This window comes from Variovorax defluvii, from assembly GCF_039541515.1.
Classification (GTDB): domain Bacteria; phylum Pseudomonadota; class Gammaproteobacteria; order Burkholderiales; family Burkholderiaceae_C; genus Variovorax; species Variovorax defluvii.
In genome coordinates this window covers 91,637-112,052 of sequence record NZ_BAABGJ010000002.1, presented here as the reverse complement: position 1 = coordinate 112,052, position 20,416 = coordinate 91,637, and the positions used below count along the sequence as shown (strand labels likewise).

General features: G+C 69.3%; 17 protein-coding genes. 7 read left to right on the top strand and 10 right to left on the bottom strand.

Annotation, left to right across the window (positions count from 1 at the left end; all coding sequences use genetic code 11):
• The first annotated feature begins 6 nt into the window (after positions 1-6).
• Positions 7-444, top strand: coding sequence for a biopolymer transporter ExbD (locus tag ABEA07_RS01910; protein WP_345535519.1), 438 nt, complete (start codon positions 7-9; stop codon positions 442-444).
• A 3-nt stretch (positions 445-447) separates the two neighbouring features.
• The gene (gene tolA / locus ABEA07_RS01905) at positions 448-1,437 is read left to right on the top strand and encodes a cell envelope integrity protein TolA (protein ID WP_345535518.1); all 990 of its coding nucleotides are present in this window, start codon (positions 448-450) and stop codon (positions 1,435-1,437) included.
• Positions 1,438-2,227: 790 nt separating this feature from the next.
• On the opposite strand, the gene ABEA07_RS01900 is transcribed toward tolA, so the two are convergent.
• The 8 genes from ABEA07_RS01900 to xdhA form a co-directional block, all read right to left on the bottom strand.
• Positions 2,228-3,403 carry a BMP family ABC transporter substrate-binding protein gene (locus ABEA07_RS01900; protein ID WP_345535517.1) on the bottom strand — a complete coding sequence of 392 codons (1,176 nt, stop codon included), beginning with the start codon at positions 3,401-3,403 and terminating at the stop codon, positions 2,228-2,230.
• 55 nt (positions 3,404-3,458) lie between these two features.
• Positions 3,459-4,379, bottom strand: a complete 921-nt coding sequence (locus ABEA07_RS01895; RefSeq protein WP_345535515.1) for an ABC transporter permease — start codon at positions 4,377-4,379, stop codon at positions 3,459-3,461.
• On the bottom strand, positions 4,379-5,533 hold the full coding sequence (locus ABEA07_RS01890; protein ID WP_345535514.1) for an ABC transporter permease: 1,155 nt from the start codon (positions 5,531-5,533) through the stop codon (positions 4,379-4,381). Before ABEA07_RS01890 ends, ABEA07_RS01895 begins: the two co-directional genes overlap by 1 nt.
• Positions 5,526-7,064: an ABC transporter ATP-binding protein gene (locus ABEA07_RS01885; RefSeq protein WP_345535512.1), complete on the bottom strand. Its 1,539-nt coding sequence runs from the start codon at positions 7,062-7,064 to the stop codon at positions 5,526-5,528. Before ABEA07_RS01885 ends, ABEA07_RS01890 begins: the two co-directional genes overlap by 8 nt.
• A 151-nt stretch (positions 7,065-7,215) precedes the next feature.
• The gene (locus ABEA07_RS01880) at positions 7,216-8,559 is read right to left on the bottom strand and encodes an NCS2 family permease (protein WP_345535700.1); all 1,344 of its coding nucleotides are present in this window, start codon (positions 8,557-8,559) and stop codon (positions 7,216-7,218) included.
• 94 nt (positions 8,560-8,653) lie between these two features.
• Complete coding sequence (locus tag ABEA07_RS01875) at positions 8,654-9,631, bottom strand: LysR family transcriptional regulator (protein WP_345535511.1); 978 nt, start codon at positions 9,629-9,631, stop codon at positions 8,654-8,656.
• Positions 9,632-9,699: 68 nt separating this feature from the next.
• Entirely contained in the window at positions 9,700-12,126 is a 2,427-nt protein-coding gene (gene xdhB, locus ABEA07_RS01870) for a xanthine dehydrogenase molybdopterin binding subunit (RefSeq protein WP_345535510.1), read from the bottom strand.
• 1 nt (position 12,127) lies between these two features.
• Positions 12,128-13,723 carry a xanthine dehydrogenase small subunit gene (xdhA, locus tag ABEA07_RS01865; protein WP_345535508.1) on the bottom strand — a complete coding sequence of 532 codons (1,596 nt, stop codon included), beginning with the start codon at positions 13,721-13,723 and terminating at the stop codon, positions 12,128-12,130.
• A gap of 165 nt (positions 13,724-13,888) precedes the next feature.
• On the opposite strand from xdhA, the gene ABEA07_RS01860 reads away from it, so the two are divergent.
• The 5 genes from ABEA07_RS01860 to ABEA07_RS01840 all read left to right on the top strand — a co-directional run bounded on the left by ABEA07_RS01860 (position 13,889) and on the right by ABEA07_RS01840 (position 18,411).
• Entirely contained in the window at positions 13,889-14,575 is a 687-nt protein-coding gene (locus ABEA07_RS01860; protein ID WP_345535507.1) for an alpha/beta hydrolase family protein, read from the top strand.
• Complete coding sequence (locus ABEA07_RS01855) at positions 14,575-15,540, top strand: diacylglycerol/lipid kinase family protein (protein WP_345535698.1); 966 nt, start codon at positions 14,575-14,577, stop codon at positions 15,538-15,540. Before ABEA07_RS01860 ends, ABEA07_RS01855 begins: the two co-directional genes overlap by 1 nt.
• On the top strand, positions 15,537-16,361 hold the full coding sequence (locus ABEA07_RS01850) for a metallophosphoesterase family protein (protein WP_345535506.1): 825 nt from the start codon (positions 15,537-15,539) through the stop codon (positions 16,359-16,361). The genes ABEA07_RS01855 and ABEA07_RS01850 overlap by 4 nt, the downstream gene beginning before the upstream one ends.
• A 263-nt stretch (positions 16,362-16,624) precedes the next feature.
• Complete coding sequence (locus tag ABEA07_RS01845) at positions 16,625-17,101, top strand: DUF6130 family protein (protein WP_345535504.1); 477 nt, start codon at positions 16,625-16,627, stop codon at positions 17,099-17,101.
• A 116-nt stretch (positions 17,102-17,217) separates the two neighbouring features.
• Positions 17,218-18,411, top strand: a complete 1,194-nt coding sequence (locus ABEA07_RS01840; protein WP_345535503.1) for a lipocalin family protein — start codon at positions 17,218-17,220, stop codon at positions 18,409-18,411.
• A 34-nt stretch (positions 18,412-18,445) separates the two neighbouring features.
• Here the strand turns inward: ABEA07_RS01840 and ABEA07_RS01835 are convergent, their stop codons facing one another.
• Both ABEA07_RS01835 and ABEA07_RS01830 read right to left on the bottom strand, forming a co-directional pair.
• The gene (locus ABEA07_RS01835) at positions 18,446-19,372 is read right to left on the bottom strand and encodes an SMP-30/gluconolactonase/LRE family protein (RefSeq protein WP_345535502.1); all 927 of its coding nucleotides are present in this window, start codon (positions 19,370-19,372) and stop codon (positions 18,446-18,448) included.
• Between the two features lie 57 nt (positions 19,373-19,429).
• Complete coding sequence (locus tag ABEA07_RS01830) at positions 19,430-20,410, bottom strand: Bug family tripartite tricarboxylate transporter substrate binding protein (RefSeq protein ID WP_345535501.1); 981 nt, start codon at positions 20,408-20,410, stop codon at positions 19,430-19,432.
• Between the last annotated feature and the right edge of the window lie 6 nt (positions 20,411-20,416).

The following is a 20,416-nucleotide window of genomic DNA, read 5'->3' as shown; positions in this document are numbered from 1 at the left end:
CGCCCCATGCCAGCCACCTCCTCCCGCGGCCGCGGACGCCGAACGATCAACGAGATCAACATGGTCCCGTTCATCGACGTGATGCTGGTGCTACTGATCATCTTCATGGTCACGGCACCGCTGATCACGCCGAGCGTCATCAACCTGCCGACGGTGGACCGGGCCAACAAACAGCCCGATCGGCCGGTCGAGATCGTCATCAAGAGCGACGACGAGGTCCAGATCAAGAAGGACCCGTCCACCGGGACCGGCGCACTGTCCATCCCCATGACGCAGATCGGCAGCGCCGCACGCACCGCGCAAAGCGGCGATGCTCAGCGCCCGGTGGTCATCAGCGCCGACAAGACCGTCAAATACGAGACCGTGGTCAAGGCGATGAACCAGCTCAAGCAGAGCGGTATCGAGCGCGTCGGCCTCTCGGTGCAGACGACGGGTGCGAAGTAAGCCATGTCCCTGGCCGCCGACCGCCCCGAGTTCGCGCCGCCGCCGCAGCGCGGCACCTTCCGTGCGCTGCTGCTGGCGCTGATCGCCCATGCGCTCCTGATCATCGCGCTGACCTGGGGCGTGAGCTGGCGGCGCGAGTCGGAAGATGCCGCGGTCGAGGCCGAGCTCTGGTCCTCGACGGTGCAGCAGGCCGCGCCGCGCGCCGTGGCGCCGACACCGCCGCCCCCGGCGCCCGCCCCCACACCGGCCCCTCCTCCGCCACCACCTCCCCCGCCGCCGCCCCAGGCCGCGCGGCCGCCGGAGCCTGCACCGCCGCCGCCCAAGCAGCCGGACATCGCGCTGGAGCGCGAGAAGAAGCTGCGGGAACAGAAGGAGCGCGAGCGCGAGGAGGAGCTGGAGCGGCAGCAGCAGAAGAAGCTCGAGGCCGCCCGCAAGGCCGCGCAGGAAAAGAAGGAACGCGAAGCCAAGGAACGCGAGCGCGAGCGCGCCGAGGAAGAGGCGGAGCGCAAGAAGGAACAGCAGCAGAAGCTGGCGGAGGCGAAGAAAAAGCAGGAGGCCGAGGCCAAGAAGAAGCAGGAGGCCGAGGCCGCGAAGAAGAAGGAGGCCGAGGCCAAGGCCGCCGCGCAGGCTGCCGCCGATCGTGCCGCCACCCTCAAGCGCATGCAGGCCATGGCAGGAACGGGCGGCGAAGGCAACGCGGCGCGCTCCTCCGGGCCCTCCGGCAGCTACGGCGGCAAGGTGGCCGCGGCCGTGCGGCCCAACGTGGTGTACCCCGAGGCAGATCTGGTCAGCGGCAACCCTGGGGCCGAGTTCGACGTCCGCCTCGCGCCGGACGGCACCATTGTTGGCACACCGCAACTGGTCAAGAGCAGCGGTCTGTCGAACTGGGACGAGGCTGCGCTGCGCGCGCTGCAGAAGACCGAGAAGCTGCCGCGCGACGTGGACGGCACGGTGCCGCCGCGCCTCATCGTGACGCTTCGGCCGAAGCGCTGACTGGAGCCTGCGCGACGCAAAGGCGGCTGCGGGTCTTGAGCCTGCGCGCTGCAAAGGCGACTGCGGGTGTGCCGGCGGTGCTTCACTGCGGCGGTCGTCGCTTCGCGCCGACTCCCCTGCGGTGCTCGCGCAACCGGCCTGCCGCAGAACTCACTGCGTGCCCCTTCGGTGCACTCCGTTCAAACAGCTGCGGCAAGTCAGATCACAAAGCACGCCTGTCCTTCGGCAGGCGTGCAGGCCGGCTGCACTCCGCTCCTCGGCGCCGCAGAGGCGCACCGCCGGCACACCCGCCGCCGCCTTTGCGGATGAGTGCTGCGCCAGTTTCTGCCGGGGGCACACACCGTCGATCGTCGCAAGAGCGGTCAGCGGACCACGGCGCATGGGAGTTGCGCGGCTCCTGCGAGGCAATGCGCCCCTGTCGCGTCCTCCGCGGGAGGTGGTCTGCGGACCGGGCGATTTCTGGGGCGGCGAGGAGCGGAGTGTGGGGGCGGGCACGCCTGCCGAAGGACAGGCGTGCTTCGTTGACTAGCTTGCCGCAGCTGTTTGAGCGTAGCGGCCGAAGGGCGCGTAGCGAGTTCTGCGGCACCGCCCCCACGCGAGCACCGCAGCGGAGTCGACGCAAAGCGGCGACCGTCCCAGTATGAGCCCGGGCCGCAGACCACCTCCCGCGGCGCGCCCGCACCCGCACCCGCACCCCGAAGAACAATCCACGACCTGCGCTCATCGTGTCGGCTCCAAAAACAGAAAAGGGTTGCACGAGGCAACCCTTGATCGAAAGTCCGGGGACCGCTTACTTCTTCTCGCCGCCCGGCACCTTGCCTTCCACGCCCTTGACGTAGAAGTTCACGCCCGAGAGGAACTTGTCGTCGGCCACCGCACCGGCGGCCACCAGTTCCTTGCCGTCCTGCCCGACGATCGGGCCTTTCCAGATCGAGAAGCTGCCGTCCTTCAGGCCTTTCTTGACCTCTTCGACCTTGGCCTTGGTCTCGGCCGGCACGTCCTCGGCGATGGAGACGATGTCGATCGCCCCTTCCTTCACGCCCCACCAGGTCTGGCCCGTGGCCCACTTGCCGTCCAGCGCGTCCTGCACGGCCTTGGTGTAGTACGGGGCCCAGTTGATGATGGCCGAGGCCAGGTGCGCCTTGGGTCCGTAGGCGGTCATGTCCGAGTCCCAGCCGAAGGCGCGCTTGCCCTTTTCCTGCGCGGTCTTCAGCACCGCGGGCGAGTCGGTGTTCTGGAACAGCACGTCCGCGCCACCGTTGATCAGCGCGGTGGCGGCCTCGGTCTCCTTCGGCGGGCTGAACCACTCGTTGACCCACACCACCTTGGTCGTGATCTTCGGATTGACCGACTGCGCGCCCAGCGTGAAGGAGTTGATGTTGCGCAGCACCTCGGGGATCGGCACCGAGCCCACCACGCCCAGCGTGTTGCTCTTGGTCATCGCGCCCGCGATCACGCCCGCCATGTAGGCACCCTCGTAGGTGCGGCTGTCGTAGGTGCGCATGTTCTCGGCCGTCTTGTAGCCGGTGGCATGCTCGAACTTCACGTCCTTGTTGTCGTTGGCGACCTTGAGCATCGGCTCCATGTAGCCGAAGGTGGTGCCGAAAATCAGCTTGTTGCCCTGGCCCACCATGTCGCGGAATACGCGCTCGGCATCGGCCGACTCGGGCACGCTCTCGACGAAGGTGGTCTTGATCTTGTCGCCGAATTCCTTCTCGATGGCCTTGCGCCCGTTGTCGTGCGCGAAGGACCAGCCACCGTCGCCCACCGGGCCCACGTAGGCGAACGCGACGTTCAAGGGCGCGGCCGGCGCGGGCGCGGGCGCGGCGGCGGCAGGTGCCGGGGCCGGGGCGGCGGGCGCAGGGGCCGGCGCCTCTTCCTTCTTGCCGCAGCCGATCAGGGCGGCCGAAGCGACCGCGGTCAGGGCCGCCAGCTTGAGCAGGGAACGCTTGTTCAGATCATTCATTGTTCGAATCCTCGAAGGACGGGGGTTGGCAAATGGAAATGGAACGCAGCGTCGATTATGAGCCGGGGTAGAACGGTTTCCCGATCGAAGCCGGCATGTTCACGCGGATGAAAGCCGGGTTGCGCGAGATCAGCGCCAGCACCACGATCGGCGCGATGTACTGCAGCATGCTCAGGAACTGGCTGGGCACGTTCACGCCCGTGCTCTGCAGGTGGAAGCCCAGCATCGACACCCCGCCGAACAGGTAGGCGCCCAGCAGCACCCGCACCGGCCGCCAAGTGGCGAAGGTGGTGAGCGCCAGGGCGATCCAGCCCCGGCCGGCCACCATGCCCTCGACCCACAGCGGCGTGTAGACGGTCGACAGGTACGCCCCCGCCAGCCCGCACAGGGCGCCGCCCGCGATCACCGCCATGAAGCGGATGCGCCGCACCGGGAAGCCCAGCGCATGCGAGGACTCGGGCGATTCGCCGACGGAGCGCAGCACCAGCCCGGCGCGCGTCTTGTAGAGGAACCAGATCAGGCCGATGGTCAGCAGCACCGCGAAGTACACCATCGGGTGATGCCGGAACAGCGCCGGGCCGGCCAGCGGAATGTCGCCGAGCACCGGCAGCGCGTAGCTGGTGCTTTCCGGCAGCTTGGCCTGCACGAAGCGGATGCCGGCGAAGGCCGAGAAGCCGACGCCGAAGAGGCTCAGCGCCAGGCCGGTTGCGTACTGGTTGGTGTTGAGCCAGATCACCAGCACGCCGAAGAAAGCGGCCAGCAGCGCCCCCGCCGCCATGCCGGCCGCGAAGCCGAGCCAGGTGTTGTGCGTGTTCACCACCGTCGCGAAGCCGGCGATGGCGGCGCACAGCATCATGCCCTCGGCGCCGAGGTTGACGATGCCGGCCTTCTCGTTGATCAGCAGGCCCAGCGCGGCGATCGCCAGCACCGTGCCGGCGCTGAGGGTCGACCCTAAAAGGAGTGCGTAGCTTTCCATCAGAGTGCTCCCTCGGTGGCGCGGGCGGTGACGGGCGCGGTCAGCGGCGTGCTGGCCTGCAGCGAGGAGGTGCCCGCCGGCGCTGCGACAGGTTTGGGCGCCGCCTTGCGCCGGATGCCGTAGGCGATCAGCGTGTCGCAGGCCAGGAGCGTGAACAGCAGCAGCCCCTGGAACACGCCGGTCAGCGACTTGGGCAGCCCCAGCCGCGACTGCGCCAGCTCGCCGCCGATGTAGAACATGCTCATCAGGACGGCCGAGAAGATCATGCCCACCGGGTGCAGCCGCCCGACGAAGGCCACGATGATGGCCGCGAAACCGTAGCCGGCCGGCACATAGGGCGTGAGCTGGCCGATCGGGCCGGCCACCTCCAGCGCGCCGGCCAGGCCGGCCGCGCCGCCCGAGGTCAGCAGCGCGATCCAGATCGCCCGCCGGGCCGAGAAGCCCGCGTAGCGCGCCGCCGCCGGCGCCAGGCCGCCCACCTGCTGCGCGAAGCCCGCACGCGTGCGGAACAGGAAGACCCACAGCGCCGCCGCGCCCAGCAGCGCGATCACCAAGCCGATGCTCACGCGCGAGCCCTTCATGAGGCGCGGAATCTGCGTCACCGCCTCGAAGGTCTTGGTCTGCGGGAAGTTGTAGCCCAACGGGTCCTTCCAGGGCCCGTAGACCATGTAGCCCAGCAGCAGCGTCGCCACGTACACCAGCATCAGGCTCACCAGGATCTCGCTGGCGTTGAACTTGTCCCGCAGCAGGGCCACGATGCCGGCCCACACCATGCCGCCCAGGATGCCCGCGAGCAGGATGGCGGCCACGATCCACTGGCCGGTGGTCTTGTCCGCCATCAACGCCACGCCGCCCGCGGCGATGGCGCCGAACACGAACTGCCCCTCGGCACCGATGTTCCACACGTTGGAGCGGAAGCACACGGCCAGCCCCAGCGCGATGATCAGCAGCGGCGTGGCCTTGACCATCAGCTCGCCCAGCGCGTAGCCGTTCTTGATCGGCTCCCAGAAGAAGACTTGCAGGCCGCGCACCGGGTCCTTGCCCAGCGCCGAGAACAGGGCCATGCCGATCACCACGGTGATCAGCAGCGCCAGGATCGGCGAGCCGTAGCTCCAGAAGCGCGAGAGCTGCGGGCGGGGTTCGAGCTTAAGCATGGGCCACCTCCTCGGTCTTCCTGACTTGCGCCTGCGGACCCCACAGCCCGCTCATCCACTCGCCGATCTGCGGCACCGTGGCGGCGGCACGGTCGATCGAGGGCGACAGCCGACCCTTGGCGATCACGTACAGCCGGTCGCTGATCTCGAAGAGTTCGTCCAGTTCCTCGCTGACCACCAGCACTGCGCAGCCGGCATCGCGCAGCGCCAGGATCTCGCCGCGGATCAGCGCGGCGGCGCCGACGTCCACGCCCCAGGTCGGCTGCGAGACGATGAAGACCTTGGGGTTGGCGTCGATCTCGCGCCCGACGATGAATTTCTGCAGGTTGCCGCCCGAGAGCGAGCGCGCCGCCGCACCCGGCCCGCCGGCCTTGACCTTGAAGCGCTCGATGATCCGTCCCGCGTGCTGCTGCAGCGCGCCGGTGCGGATCCAACCGCCCTGGCCCACCGCGTCGCTGCGCGTGAGCAGCATGTTGTGCGCCAGGCTCAGGGTCGGCACCGCGCCGCGGCCCAGCCGCTCCTCCGGCACGAAGTGCAGGCCCAGCGCGCGCCGCCGGCGCGGCCGGAACTGCGCGGCCGCCTGGCCGAAGATCTCGATCATGCCGGCCTCGGCGCGCGTGTCCTCGCCGGAGAGCGCGTACAGGAGCTCCTTCTGCCCATTGCCCGACACGCCGGCGATGCCCACCACCTCGCCCGCGCGCACGTCGAGCGAGACGCCGTCCAGGTCCACCCCGAACTGGTCCTCGCGCGGCAGGCTCAGGCCCTCGACCCGCAGCGCCACGGCGCCCGCATGCACCGGCCGGTGCTGCAGGGGCGGCGGCTCCGCGCCGATCATCAGGCGCGAGAGCGACTCGTTGCTTTCCTGGCGCGGGTTGCACACCCCCGTCACCTTGCCGCCGCGCAGCACGGTGCAGGCGCTGCACAGCTCGCGGATCTCGTGCAGCTTGTGGCTGATGTAGAGGATGCTGCAGCCCTCGGCCGCCAGCTTCTTGAGCACCACGAACAGCTTGGTGACCGCCTGCGGCGTGAGCACCGAGGTGGGCTCGTCCAGGATCAGGAGCTTGGGGTCGGTCAGCAGGGCACGGATGATCTCGACCCGCTGCATCTCGCCCACCGAGAGGGTGTGGACCGGGCGGGAGGGGTCGATGTCCAGACCGTATTCGCCGGCCTTGGCCGCGATGCGGCGTGTGACCTCGGCCAGCGACAGGCTCTTGTCCAGCCCCAGCCAGACGTTCTCGGCCACCGTGAGGGTGTCGAACAGGCTGAAGTGCTGGAACACCATGCTGATGCCCAGCGCCCGCGCCTCCTGCGGGTTGCGCACGGCGACGGGCTGGCCGTCGAACATCACGCTGCCCTCGTCCGGCTTGACCGAGCCGTAGATGATCTTCATCAGCGTGGACTTGCCCGCGCCGTTTTCGCCGAGCACGGCGTGGGTCTCGCCCGGGGCCACCACCAGCGACACGTCGCTGTTGGCGACGACCGAGGGGTAGCGCTTGGTGATGTTGGAAAGCTGGAGTCTTGGAATGGTCATGCCGTGCCTCAAAGTCCTGCGTATTACAACTCGGAAACATCAACCAGCCCATTCGGGAGCACCGCGGAACCGGCTCTGCCGGGCCGCTGGTGCTGCCCCCGGTGAGGGGGTTGGCGGAGCGACACGAAGTGCGCGCAGCCTGGGGGTGGGGTCAATGCCCACCGATATAGATGAACTTGAAAAGGAACACGCCGCCGATCAGCCAGACCATCCAGTGCACCTGCCTGGCGCGCCCGGTGAACAGCTTGAGCACCGCATAGGTGATGAAGCCGAAGGCCAGGCCGTTGGCGATCGAATAGGTGAAGGGCATGGCCAGCGCGGTGACCGCGGCGGGAATCACTTCCGTCGTGTCGTCCCATTCGAGCTCGGTGATGTCCCTGAGCATGAGGCATGCCACGAAGAAGAGCGCGGGGGCGGTGGCGTAGGCCGGCACCGCGCCGGCCAGCGGCGAGATCGCCAGCGCGGCGAGGAAGAGCACCGCCACCGTCAGCGCCGTGAGGCCCGTGCGGCCGCCCGCCTGCACGCCGGCCGCGCTCTCCACGTAGGCAGTGGTGCTGGAGGTGCCCAGCAGCGAGCCGGCGAAGATCGCGCCGCTGTCGGCCAGCAGAGACTTGTTCAGCCGGTCCATCTTGCCCGGCACCAGCAGCCCGGCGCGGCGCGCCACGCCCATCAGCGTGCCGGTGGCATCGAAGAGCTCGACCAGGAAGAACACCAGGATCACGTTCAGGATGCCGCCCGACAGCGCCGACTTGATGTCCAGCTGCAGGAAGGTGGGCGCGATCGAGGGCGGCGGCGCGAAGATGCCGTGGAAGGTGTTGCCCGCGAAGAAGAAGGACAGCACCGTCACTGCCACGATGCCGATCAGGATGGCGCCCGGCACCTTCAGCCGGTCGAGTACCACGATCAGGAAGAAGCCGATCACCGCCAGCACCGCCTGCGGGGTGTGCAGGTCGCCCAGCGTGACGTAGGTGGCCTTCGACGGCGCGACGATGCCCGCGCTCTTGAGCGCGATGATCGCCAGGAACAGGCCGATGCCCACCGTGATCGCCAGGCGTATGGACTGCGGGATGCCCTTGATGATCAGCTCGCGCAGCCGGAACACGGTGACCAGCAGGAACAGGCAGCCCGAGACGAAAACCGCGCCCAGCGCGGCCTGCCAGGTGAATCCCATCTGCAGCACCACCACGTAGGCGAAATAGGCGTTGAGCCCCATGCCCGGCGCCAGCGCGATCGGGTAATTGGCATAGAAGGCCATGATGCCCGTGCCCAGCGCCGCGATCAGGCAGGTCGCGACGAAGACGGCGTCCTTCGGCATGCCCGCGTCGCCCAGGATCGACGGGTTGACGAAGATGATGTAGGCCATCGTGAGGAAGGTGGTCAGCCCCGCCACGATTTCGGTGCGCACGGTGGTGTTGTGCTCCCTGAGCTTGAACAGGCGTTCTGTCCAGCCGGTCGCGGGCCGTTGCTGTGATTCCTGCTCGGGCATGCCGAGCATCTGCTCTGTGGGGTTCATCGCGTTGTCTCCGAGTGATTCTCTGCTTGGCGTTTTCGGAAAGTCCGCGACGCCGGGCGCGGGTTGGCAGGACCGGCTATCCGGAGCCGGCGGCGGAAGGGGAATCGGAACCGGAAGCGGCGCTGGAAGGCCTCAGCGAGGCCGCCACCGACTTGGTCCGCTCGCGCAGCCAGCGCGCGGCGCTGGAGGAATGGGTGCGCTCATGCCACAGCTGGTAGTACATGAGGCGGGGCAGCGCCACCGGGCACGGCAGGATGGCCACCGGCAGCCGCTCGAGGAAGCGCTCGCAGTACTGTCGGCCGGTGGTGAGCACCAGCAGGCTGGAGGCCACCATGTCCGGGATCAGGCCGAAGTGCGCGCAGCGCGCGGTGATGTGGCGCTGCCGCCCCATCTCGTCGAGCATCTGGTCGATGATGCCGCGCGCGCCCGGGTGCAGCGGCGTGGGCGCCACGTGCTCGGCCGCCAGCCAGCTCTCCAGGTCCCAGCCCCGGCGCACCGCCGGATGGTCTTTGCTCACCAGGCAGACGATCTCGTCGCCGAAGAGGCGCGCCATGTGCAGGTCTTCCGGCGGCTTGAGCCAGTTGCCGATCACCAGGTCGACCTGGCCCAGCGACAGGTGCGCGTGGTAGTCGGAGTCGGACGTGAGCGCATGGATCTCGATGCCGCACAGCGGCGCCTGCGCCTTGACCTGCGCCACCAGCATGGGCAGGAACAGCGGGTCCAGGTAGTCCGAGGCGGCGATGCGGAAGGTGGTCTGCGCGGTCTGCGGATCGAAGCCGCGTGCGTCCGAGAACAGCATCTCCGCCGCCCGAAGGATGCTGGCGGCCGGATCGATCATGCGCAGCCCGGCGTCGGTGGGCACCATGCCCGAGCCCGAGCGCACCAGCAGGGGGTCGCCCGACAGCTCGCGCAGGCGCTTCAGCGCGGCCGAGACGGCCGGCTGGTACATGCCCAGGCGAATGGCGGCACGCGAGACGCTGCGGTCGGTCAACACGGTGTGCAGGATCCGGATGAGGTGAAGGTCGATCTTGTCAAGAAGCGCTTGGTCTCTCATGAGCTGCCCGCTGGTTGCGAAATGTGCGGGCAGTTATACAGATACGGCGCTGCTCACATACAAGGCTTTCAGCCGGCGGCGCTCTGCACCGCCGTCACGGCGCGCAGGATCGACTCGCTGGTGGCCGGCGCCTGCAGGGGCGGATCGACCTGGTGGTCCCCCACCGCCGACACCGCATCGCGGATCGCGAAGAAGACCGAGAAGGGCAGCAGCAGCGGCGGCTCGCCCACCGCCTTGCTGCGGTGGATGGAGTCCTCGAAGTTCTGCCCCTCGAACAGGCGCACGTTGAAAACCGGCGGGCAGTCGTTGGCCGTGGGGATCTTGTAGGTGCTGGGCGCGTGGGTGGTCAGCAGCCCGGTCTTCGGGTGCCAGACCAGCTCTTCGGTGGTCAGCCAGCCCATGCCCTGGATGAAGGCGCCCTCGACCTGGCCGATGTCCACGGCGGGGTTCAGCGACTTGCCGGCGTCGTGCAGGATGTCGGCACGCAGCAGCTTCCATTCGCCGGTCAGCGTGTCGACGATGACTTCGCTCACGGCGGCGCCGTAGGCGTAATAGTAGAAGGGGCGGCCCTGCATTTTGTCCTTGTCCCAGCTCAGGCCCGGCGTGGCATAGAAGCCGTCGGACCAGAGCTGCACCCGGTCGAGGTAGGCCTCGCCCACCAGGGTGCTGAAGGGGAAGGTGCGGCCGTTGACCGTGACCTTGTCGTTGGCGAAGCGCACCTCCTCCGCCGTGCCGCCGTGGCGCGCGGCGGCGCAGGCCGCCAGGCGCTCGCGAATCTGGCGCGCCGCGTCCTGCGCGGCCTTGCCGTTGAGGTCGGCGCCGGTGGAGGCGGCGGTGGCCGAGGTGTTGGCCACCTTCTGCGTGTCGGTCGCGGTGACGCGCACGCACTCGAAGCTCACGCCCAGCTCGTGCGCCACCACCTGCGCCACCTTGGTGTTGAGACCCTGCCCCATCTCCGTGCCGCCGTGGTTCACCAGGATCGAGCCGTCGGTGTAGACGTGCACCAGCGCACCGGCCTGGTTGAAGTGCTTGACGTTGAAGGAGATGCCGAACTTCAGCGGCGCCAGCGCGATGCCGCGCTTGAGCACCGGGCTGGTCCTGTTGAAGGCCGCGATCGCCTCGCGCCGAGCGCGGTAGTCGCTGCTGCCTTCGAGCTCGCCGACCAACTCGTGGATGACGTTGTCGGTGACCGTCTGGCAATAGGGCGTGACGTTGTTCTCCGTCTTGCCGTAGAAATTGATGCGCCGCACGTCCAGCGGATCGCGTCCCAGCTCGCGCGCCACCGAGTCCATGATGTTCTCGATCGCGATGGCGCCCTGCGGCCCGCCGAAGCCGCGGAAGGCGGTGTTGCTCTGCGTGTTGGTGCGGCCCGAGTAGCCGTGCATGGCCACGTCCGGCAGCCAGTAGGCGTTGTCGAAGTGGCACAGGGCGCGCGTCATCACCGGGCCCGACAGGTCGGCCGAATGGCCGGCACGCGAGACCATGGTGATCTCGGCGCCGAGGATGCGGCCCTCGTCGTCGAAGCCGACCTCGTACTCGTACCAGAAGCAGTGGCGCCGGCCGGTGATCATGAAGTCGTCGTCGCGGTCCAGCCGCAGCTTGACCGGGCGCTGCAGCTTGTGGGCCGCCACCGCCGCCACGCAGGCGAACAGGCCCGACTGCGATTCCTTGCCGCCGAAGCCGCCGCCCATGCGCCGGCATTCGACCTGCACCTGGTTGGCGTGCAGATGCAGCGCATGCGCGACCAGGTGCTGCATCTCGCTGGGGTGCTGGGTGGAGCAGTGCACGTGCATGGCCCCGCCCTCCTTCGGGATGGCGTAGCTGATCTGCCCTTCCAGGTAGAACTGCTCCTGCCCGCCGACGTTCAGCGTGGCCTTGAGGCGGCGCGGTGCCTTCGCGATCGCGGCCTGGGCGCCGCCCTCGTTCGTGCTGCGCACCAGGTGCATGGGCGGCAGCACGTACTGGCCCTTGGCGTGTGCCTGCTCGGGGGTGATCACCGGGGGCTCGGCCTCGATGTCCAGCGCGTCCTTCGCGCGGGCGGCGGCGCGGCGCGCGGCGTCCCGCGTCTCGGCGATCACCGCGAACACCGGCTGGCCCAGGTAGCGGATGTCGCCGCTGCACAGGATGGGGTCGTCGTGGACGATCGAGCCGCAGTCGTTGGTGCCGGGGATGTCGGCCGCGGTGAGCACCGCCACCACGCCGGGCATGGCGCTGATGGCCTGCAGCTTCATGTCCTTGAGCCGGCCGTTGGCCACGGGCGACAGGCCCAGCGCGCAATGCAGCGTGCCGGCCAGTTCGGGGATGTCGTCGATGTAGGTGGCCTCGCCGGCCACGTGCAGGTGCGCCGATTCGTGCGGGCGGCTGATGCCCACGCGCGCGCCGTCGCCGAGCGCCTTGGCCTCGGCATCCGCGTCGATGCGGGCCGCCGTGTTCTTCAGGTAGTCGGCGAAGGCTTCGGCCGGCTGGAGCAGTGCGGGATCGATGGGCTTGTTCATGTCAGACTCCTTCGGCGGCGGCAACGCCCACGGCGGCATGCGGCATCACGCTGAACACGCTGACGGCTTCGACCGGCAGCGGGTCCTGGGCGCGTGTTTCCAGCCACAGGCGCTGCAGCAGGTTCTGCGCCACCAGCAGGCGGTAATCGGCGCTGGCGCGCATGTCGGTCAGCGGTTTGAAGTCCTGCGCCAGCGCGAGCTTGGCGGCGTTGACGCTGGCCTGCGTCCAGGGCTTGCCGGCCAGCGCGGCCTCGGCGCGGGCGGCGCGCTTGACGGTGGCGGCCATGCCGCCGTAGGCCAGGCGCACCTCCCTGACCGTGTCGCCGTCGAGCTCGATCGAGAAGCCGGCGCACAGGGCCGAGATGTCGCAATCGAAGCGCTTGCTGATCTTGTAGGCGCGCACCTGGCGCCGCATCGCGGCCAGCGGCACCGCCAGCCCCTGCACGAACTCGCCCGGCTCCAACTCGTTCTTCATGTAGTCGACGTAGAAGTCGGCCAGCGGCATGCGGCGCACGCGCTCGCCCCGGCGAAGCTCGATCTGCGCGTCGAGCGACATCAGCACCGGCGGCGAGTCGCCGATGGGCGAACCGTTGGCGACGTTGCCGCCCATGGTGCCGGCGTTGCGGATCGGCGGCGAGGCGAAGCGCAGCCACAGATCGGTGAGGCTGGGCACGCGCCGGGCCAGGGCACTGAAAGCGTTCTCCAGCGAGGCGCCGGCACCGATGTAGAGCTCGTCGCCGCGCTCCTCCACCACCTTCATCTCCGCCACGTCGCCCACGTAGATGATGTCGCCGAGGTCGCGGAACTGCTTGTTGACCCACAGGCCCACGTCGGTCGAGCCGGACAGCAGCTGGGCCGAGGGCTTGGCCTCGCGCAGCGCGGCCAGCTGGGCCAGGGTGGTGGGGGCATGGAAATGGTCGACGCGCTGGCCCAGCGGCGCGGCGTACTCGAAGGCGCCCTCGTGCTTCAGGCTGGCGAGCGCCGCCACCACCGGCTCGGTATCCAGCCGCACTGCAGGCAGGTCGAACATGCGCTGGCCGGCATCCAGGATGGGCCGGTAGCCGGTGCAGCGGCACAGGTTGCCCGACAGGTCGTCGGCCAGCTGCTGGCGGCTGGGCTGGGTGCCGGCGTTCTGGTGGTGCTCGTAGGTGGACCAGAGCGACATCACGAAGCCCGGCGTGCAGAAGCCGCACTGCGAGCCGTGGCAGTCGACCAGCGCCTGCTGCACCGGGTGCAGCTGGATCGCCGTCTGCTTCTCGCGCGGCGCCTTCTCGCGCTGGCGGGTGCATTGCGCCTTCAGGTCCTCGACGGTGAACAGCGCCTTGCCGTGCAGCGTGGGCAGGAACTGGATGCAGGCGTTGACCGTGGACAGCCGCAGGCCGCTCACCGCGCCCTTCTCGCCCGCCTCGGCCAGCTCGCCGATCACCACCGTGCAGGCGCCGCAGTCGCCTTCGTTGCAGCCCTCCTTGGTGCCGGTGCAGCGGGCATCCTCGCGCAGCCAGTCGAGCACCGAGCGCGTCGGATGCACGCCGCTGACGTCGACGATCCGGCCGCGGTGGAAGAAGCGGATGGGTTGGGTGCTCGGTGTCATGCTCATGGCGGGTGGGGCGGTTTTCGTGGCGATCAAAAATCGTGCCTGCGAAGTTATTCCTTTACCGGGCCGGATGCATACGAGGGTGCCCATACGGCCTATGTGGAGGTTCTATATAACGCCCGGGTTTACCCTTGGTTCGGCGCGCTTCTGCGCCTCATTGGAGTTGGCATGAGTTCGAGCGCGCAAGATATCCGCTTCCAGGCCGGCGAGCACGGCGCCGTGTCGGGCCTGGTGCAGGCGCCGGCCGATCCCCTCGCCTGCTACGTTTTCGCCCATGGCGCGGGTGCCGGCATGCGGCATGCCTTCATGGCCGCGGTGGCGCAGGGGCTGGCCGAACGCGGCATCGCCACCCTGCGCTACCAGTTCCCGTCCATGGAGGCCGGCAGGAAGCGGCCCGACCCGCCGGCGGTGGCCCATGCCACCGTGCGCGCGGCCGTGGACCAGGCGGCACGGCGCTTCGGCGCGCTGCCGCTGTATGCCGGCGGAAAGTCCTTCGGCGGGCGGATGACTTCGCAGGCCCAGGCGCTGCAGCCGCTACCGGGCGTGGCCGGCCTGGTGTTCGTCGGGTTTCCGCTCCATCCGGCGGGAACGCCCTCGACCGGTCGAGCCACCCACCTGACCGACGTGCGCGTGCCGATGCTCTTCGTCCAGGGCACGCGCGACGAACTGGCGGAAATCGGCCACATCCGATCGGTGGTCTCGACGCTGGGGCGCCTGGCCACGCTGCTGGAGATCGCCGAGGCGGACCATGCCTTCCACGTGCTGCGACGCTCGGGACGCACTGACGAAGACGTCCTGCAGCAATTGCTGGACGGCATGGCAGCATGGCTGCAACCCCAGACAAAGCCCGCCTGATGCCGCCCTGCCTTTCGCACCAACACTCGAAACTCTTCATCGTCTTCAACGTCCGCTCCGGCCGTGGCCGGGCGCAGGCCGTGCGCGCCACGATCGCACGGGTCTGCGCCGAGAACGGCCGGGACTACCAGTTGTTCGAGATCGGCCGCGCCGGGCGCCTTGCCGCACAGATCCGGGAGGCCGTCGACGCCGCGCGCGCCGCCTCGGGCATCGTGGTTGCCGCCGGCGGTGACGGCACCATCAACGCAGTGGCCCAGGCGGTGATGGGCAGCGGCTGCGCGATGGGCCTGCTGCCGCAGGGCACCTTCAACTACTTCAGCCGCACGCATGCCATTCCCACAGACACGGAAGAGGCCCTGTCGCTGCTCCTGCGCGCCCGGCCGGTGCCGGTGCAGGCCGGGCTCGTGAACGAGCGCGTGTTTCTGGTCAACGCCAGCCTCGGCCTGTATGCCCGCGTGCTGGAAGAGCGGGAGGTCTACAAGTCGCGCTACGGCCGCAGCCGCTGGGTGGCGCTGTGGGCGGCACTGGTCACGGCGATGCGCCGCCACCCGGGCTGGGACCTGCGGATCGAATGGCGCGGCGAGGAACGCATCGTGCGCACCACGACGCTCTTCGTCGGCAACAACGCACTGCAACTGGAACAGGTGGGCATGCCGCGCCCCGAGGCGGTCGAGCAGGGGGAACTCACCGCCATCGCGCTCAAGCCCGTGGGCCGACTCGCGATGTTCAGGCTCATGGTGCACGGCGCGCTGTCGCGGCTGGGCGAGGCCGACGAGGTGATGCACGCCTCCTTCCGCGCGATGACGGTCAGCGCGGCGCGACCGGGCCGGCGCCGGGCCAAGGTCGCGACCGACGGCGAAGTCCAGCCAATGGCGATGCCGCTGCACTTCCGGGTGGCGCCGGAGCCGCTGTGGCTGATCAAGCCGGCGCCCGGCGAGGACGGCAGCGAGGACGCGCGCCGGTGAACTGCCTGCTGCACCTGTCCGACCCGCACTTCGGGACGGAGCAGCCGACGGTCGCCCGCGCGCTGGCTGCGCTGGTCGAGGCCGAACGTCCGCTGGCCGCGGTGCTGTCGGGCGACATCACGCAGCGCGCGACCCGCGGGCAATTCGCGCTGGCGCGCGCCTTCATCGACAGGCTGGCGCTGCCGCAACTGCTCGTGGTGCCGGGCAACCACGACATCCCGCTGATCGCCCTGGCCACCCGGGCCCTCGCACCCTATGCGCGCTACCGGCGCGCCTTCGGCAAGGAGCTACAGCCGGTGGTGGACGCACCCGATGTCCTGCTGGTCGGCGTCAACACGACGCGGCGGTGGCGCCATGTGAACGGCGCCGTCTCGGAGGCGCAGGCGGCACGCGTGGCGCAGCGCCTGGCCGGCGGCCGGCCCGGGCAGCTCAAGATCGTGGTGGTGCACCAGCCGGTCGCCGTCACGCGCCAGGAGGACCGGAAGAACCTCCTGATCGGGCGCGAGCAGGCGGTGCGCGCGTGGGCCCGTGCCGGTGCCGACCTGGTGCTCGGCGGGCACATCCACCTGCCCTTCGTGCTGCCGCTGCACGAAGTGTTCGATGCGCTGGATCGGCGCATGTGGTGCGTGCAGGCGGGCACGGCGCTCTCGACCCGGCTGCGCGCCGATGCGCCCAATTCGGTGAACCTCATCCGCTTCGGCGGCGTGGCCGATCCGGGCAGCCCGCGCCGCTGCGTGGTCGAGCAATGGGACTTCAGCGCCCGCAACGACGCCTTCCGCTGCGTGCGCACGCACGAACCGGAGCTGGACAGAAACGAATGAGCCACGCGGCCCCGCCGCGATGGTCGTCCCAATTCTGCTTGACCTGCGCGCCCTGGGGGCCCACCGTTTCCCGGCCGCCCACCCAGTCCGCCGCATCGAGGGCGGCGCGCATGCCGCGCACCTGCCAGCCTGCCGGTTGGCTGTATCCCAGTGTGTCCGGCATGCCCGCCCACACACGGGCATGCAAATCGGCCTGCGCTCGACACAGCGGCGATACAAGCGGCGCGTCCAATGCAGGCACCGCCACCCACCGGAGACACACCTTGCGCAGACAGCTCACCCTCGCCGCCGCGGGCGCCCTCTTCTCCATCGCCGCCTGGGCCCAGGCGCCGACGGAGGCCGGCCGCCCGCCGGCCATCCTGCCGGTCGAGTCGGAGGCACCGGCCCGCCTCGTGGTGTACCCGGCGTTGCCCGAGCCGCTGGCCCGCGGCGTGATCATCCTGCATCACCGGACCGAGAACTTCCGAATCATCCCGATCTTCGGCAAGGAGGCGGCGGAGGTATCGCCCCGTGTCGGCCACCTTCACGTCACGGTCGACGACGGCCCCGCCACCTGGGCCCACACCAGCGGCGACCCCATCATCGTGGTCGGACTGAAGCCGGGGCCGCACAAGCTGCAGGTCGAACTCGCCGATCCCACGCACATGATCCTCGGCAGCCAGATCGTCGACGTGACCATCCCGGAGCGCAAGGCATCCTCGGCGAACGGGCCGGCCGAGCAGCACGCCCACGCGCACTGACGGCGGGCCCGCGGCCCTGGTTACCATCCCGGTCGAACGAGACAAGGCCGCCGCCGCGGCCGCGGATCGGAAATCGCCGGACGCGATGCCGCCGGCCCCGGAAAGGACAGTGCTCCATGAATGTCGACGACCGGCCTCGAAGGCGCCGCCGCCGCAGGCGTTCCTCCTCGAGGACCTACCGCTCCCCCCAGGCCCGCGCGCGAGCGCGCTGGAAGAACCTCGCGGTCTTCCTCGCCATCCTGATCGTCGTGTGCGGTGGGCTGTTCTATTTCCTGGTCTCCGTGGAGGAGCCACCGGTCGCCGTCGCAGCCGCCACCACGCCGGCCGCGGCAAGCCCCAGGCCCGTGGAGCGCACGGCCGCGCTGCCGCCCCTCCGGCTGCCGGCCGACCAGGCGCCCCATGGCTCGGGGATGGAGTGGTGGTACTACAGCGGCATCCTCGATGCGGCGGCGGACCGGCACTATGCCTTCCACATGGTCGTGTTCGTCGCCAACGGGCTGATCAAGCACACCGTCATGCATGCGGCACTGACCGATCTGCAGACCGGCAAGCGCTACGTCAGCCAGACCCGCACCGGCGGCAGCCCCGCGGCGGCCATCCCCAACGGCTTCGACTTCCGGCAGGAAGGATGGCAGGCCAGTGCGACCGAATCGGGCCATGCGCTGCGCGCCGACTTTGCCGACGCCGCGATCACGCTGACGCTGGACAACAGCGGCCCCGTCGTCGCCCACCGCGCGCCGGGCTCGGAAACGCCGGGCCTGCTCGACTTCGGCAGCAGCGGCATCAGCTACTACTACTCGCGCCCCCGCCTGCCGGCACGCGGCGACATCGTCATCGACGGCAAGGCGCAGCCGGTACGCGGCGAAGTGTGGTTCGACCAGCAATGGGGCGAGTTCGACGTCTTGTCGCTGGGGTGGAACTGGTTCTCCCTGCACCTGAAGGACGGCTCCGACCTGATGCTGTACCAGCTCTTCGACAAGGAGGGGCGCAGCGTCGTCACCGCAGGCACCTTCTCCGACGCGAAGGGCGCCGTGCCGCTGAAGCGCGGCGAGGCCGAGCTGATGCCCGGCAAGCGGTGGACCAGCCCGAAGACGAACATCACCTATGTCGTCGAGTGGAGCATCAAGCTGCCCTCGGGCATCCTCAACGTCACGCCTTTCGTGCCCGACAGCGAGTTCGATTCGACCGGAACGACGGCGAACGTGTACTGGGAAGGGCCGGTGAAGGTGAGCGGCAGCCAGGAGGGCCAGGGCTTCCTGGAATTGAGCGGCTACGAGCGGCTGGGCCTCAGGCCGTCGAACGGCAAGTGACGGGCGGCCCGCCGCATGCCGGGGCGAGGCCGGGCTACGCCTGCGCGCGGGTGGTCAGTTTGAGGCCCGGCACATCCAGTTCCGTCCGCAGGATCGAGCCGGACGTCGATTCCGTGCAGCAGAGAACCCGGCGCGCCTCGCCGCCGAAAGCCAGGTTGGTCAGCGACATGCCTTCGACGCTTCGAAGCACCAGCACCGGCTCCGCCCGGTGGTTCAACACCCACACGTAGCCGAGCCCGGGGTTGGCGACGAGCAGCCGGCCACCCTCGTCCATTGCGAGGCCGTCGGGTCCGCTCGGCCCGTAGGAGGTGAAGAACTGGCCGACCTTGGCCACGCTGCCGTCCGCCATCAGCGGCGCGCGCCAGACGCAGTTGCCTCGCGTGGCGGCGACGAAGAGCACGCGCTCGTCCGGCGACAGCACGATCCCGTTCGGGCTCGGCACATTGCTCATGAGAAGGTCCAGGCGCCCGTCCGACGCCAGGCGGTAGACGCGGCCCGTGGGCTCGTGCATGCCGCTCTGGCCCTGGTCCGTGAAGTAGAGGTTGCCGCGCGAATCGAAGATCAGGTCGTTCACGCCCCGGAAACGCTCGCTGTTGCGCCGTTCCAGCCAGGGCCTGATCTCGCCGCTGCGCACATCGAGCGCCACCAGGCCGTTCTTGTAGTCGGAGATGACGAGCGTGTGTTCATCGGCGAACTTCATGCCGTTGGGCTCGCCGTCGAACTCGGCCACCAGGTCCCACTGGCCGGCCGGATCGATGCGGAAGATCCTGCCCCACGGGATGTCCGTCACGTAGAGATGCCCGGCCTGGTCGAAGACCGGGCCTTCGAGGAAGGAGTCCACGGGCGCGCCGCCCCGGTTGGCATCGGCCCAGGCGCTGCGCCGACCGGTGCGTCGAAAGCGCTCGGGCATGCGCGTGAAGACTTCGAGATCGCGCACTTCAGGCGCTTGCGGAAGCCACATGGGTCGCTCCTTCGTTCGTGAGGGGGCTTGCGCCGGCAGTGCCGTTGCCTCGCTCGCCTACTGCTTCTCGACCTTCGCGGCCGAGGCCACCCGGCTCCACAGCTGCGTGTTGTCGCGCAGCATCTTCGCAAAGGCATCGCCCGAGACGACCGAGGGCACCGCGCCCAGGTCGGCAGAAAACTTCTGCACGTCCGGACTGGCCATGGCTGCCGCGATCTCTTTCTGCAGCCGCTGCATGACCGGCGACGGCGTTCCCTTCGGTGCCCAGAGGCCGGTGAAATTGATGACGCCATAGTCCTTGACACCGGCCTCGGCGAAAGTGGGCACGCCCGGCAACGCGGCCAGGCGCTTGTCGCCGCTGATGCCCAGCAAATGCACCTTGCCGCCCTTCACCTGGCCCATGACGCCGGGCGTCGACGCGATCTGGAAGTCGATGGTGCCGGACAGCAGGGCCATCGTCGCTTCGCCGGCGCCCTTGAACGGGACGTGCGTGACGTCGATGCGCGCTGCGCTCGCGAGCGCCTCGGTCGCGAAGTGCGGCGTGGTGCCGGCACCACCCGTGCCGTAGTTGAGCTTGCCGGGGTTCGACCTGGCGTAGCCGACGAGGTCCGAGAGCGTCTTGAATCTGGAGTCGGCGCCGACCACGAGCGCCATCGGTGCGAAGTTGAAGGCGCAAACCGGAACCAGGTCGTGCTCGTGGTCGAAGGGCAGCTTGTTGAAGACGTGCGGCAGGATCGAATAGGTCGTGTCGTTCGCCATCAGCGTGTAGCCGTCCGGCGCGGCCTTGGCCACCTGCTGCGCACCGATGGTGCCTGTCGCACCGGCCTTGTTCTCCACGAAGAAGCTCTGGCCCGTCTGCTCCGTGAGCTTCTGGGCGACGCGCCGCGTCACCTGGTCGACCGCACCGCCCGGCGGATACGGCACGACGATGCGGACGGGCTTGGATGGATAGGCAGCTTGTGCGAACGCACCGCCGGCGGCGCCGGCGCAGATCGCCGCTGTCGCGAGGACGATGACGGCTCTTTTCGAAAGGGTCATTGAATG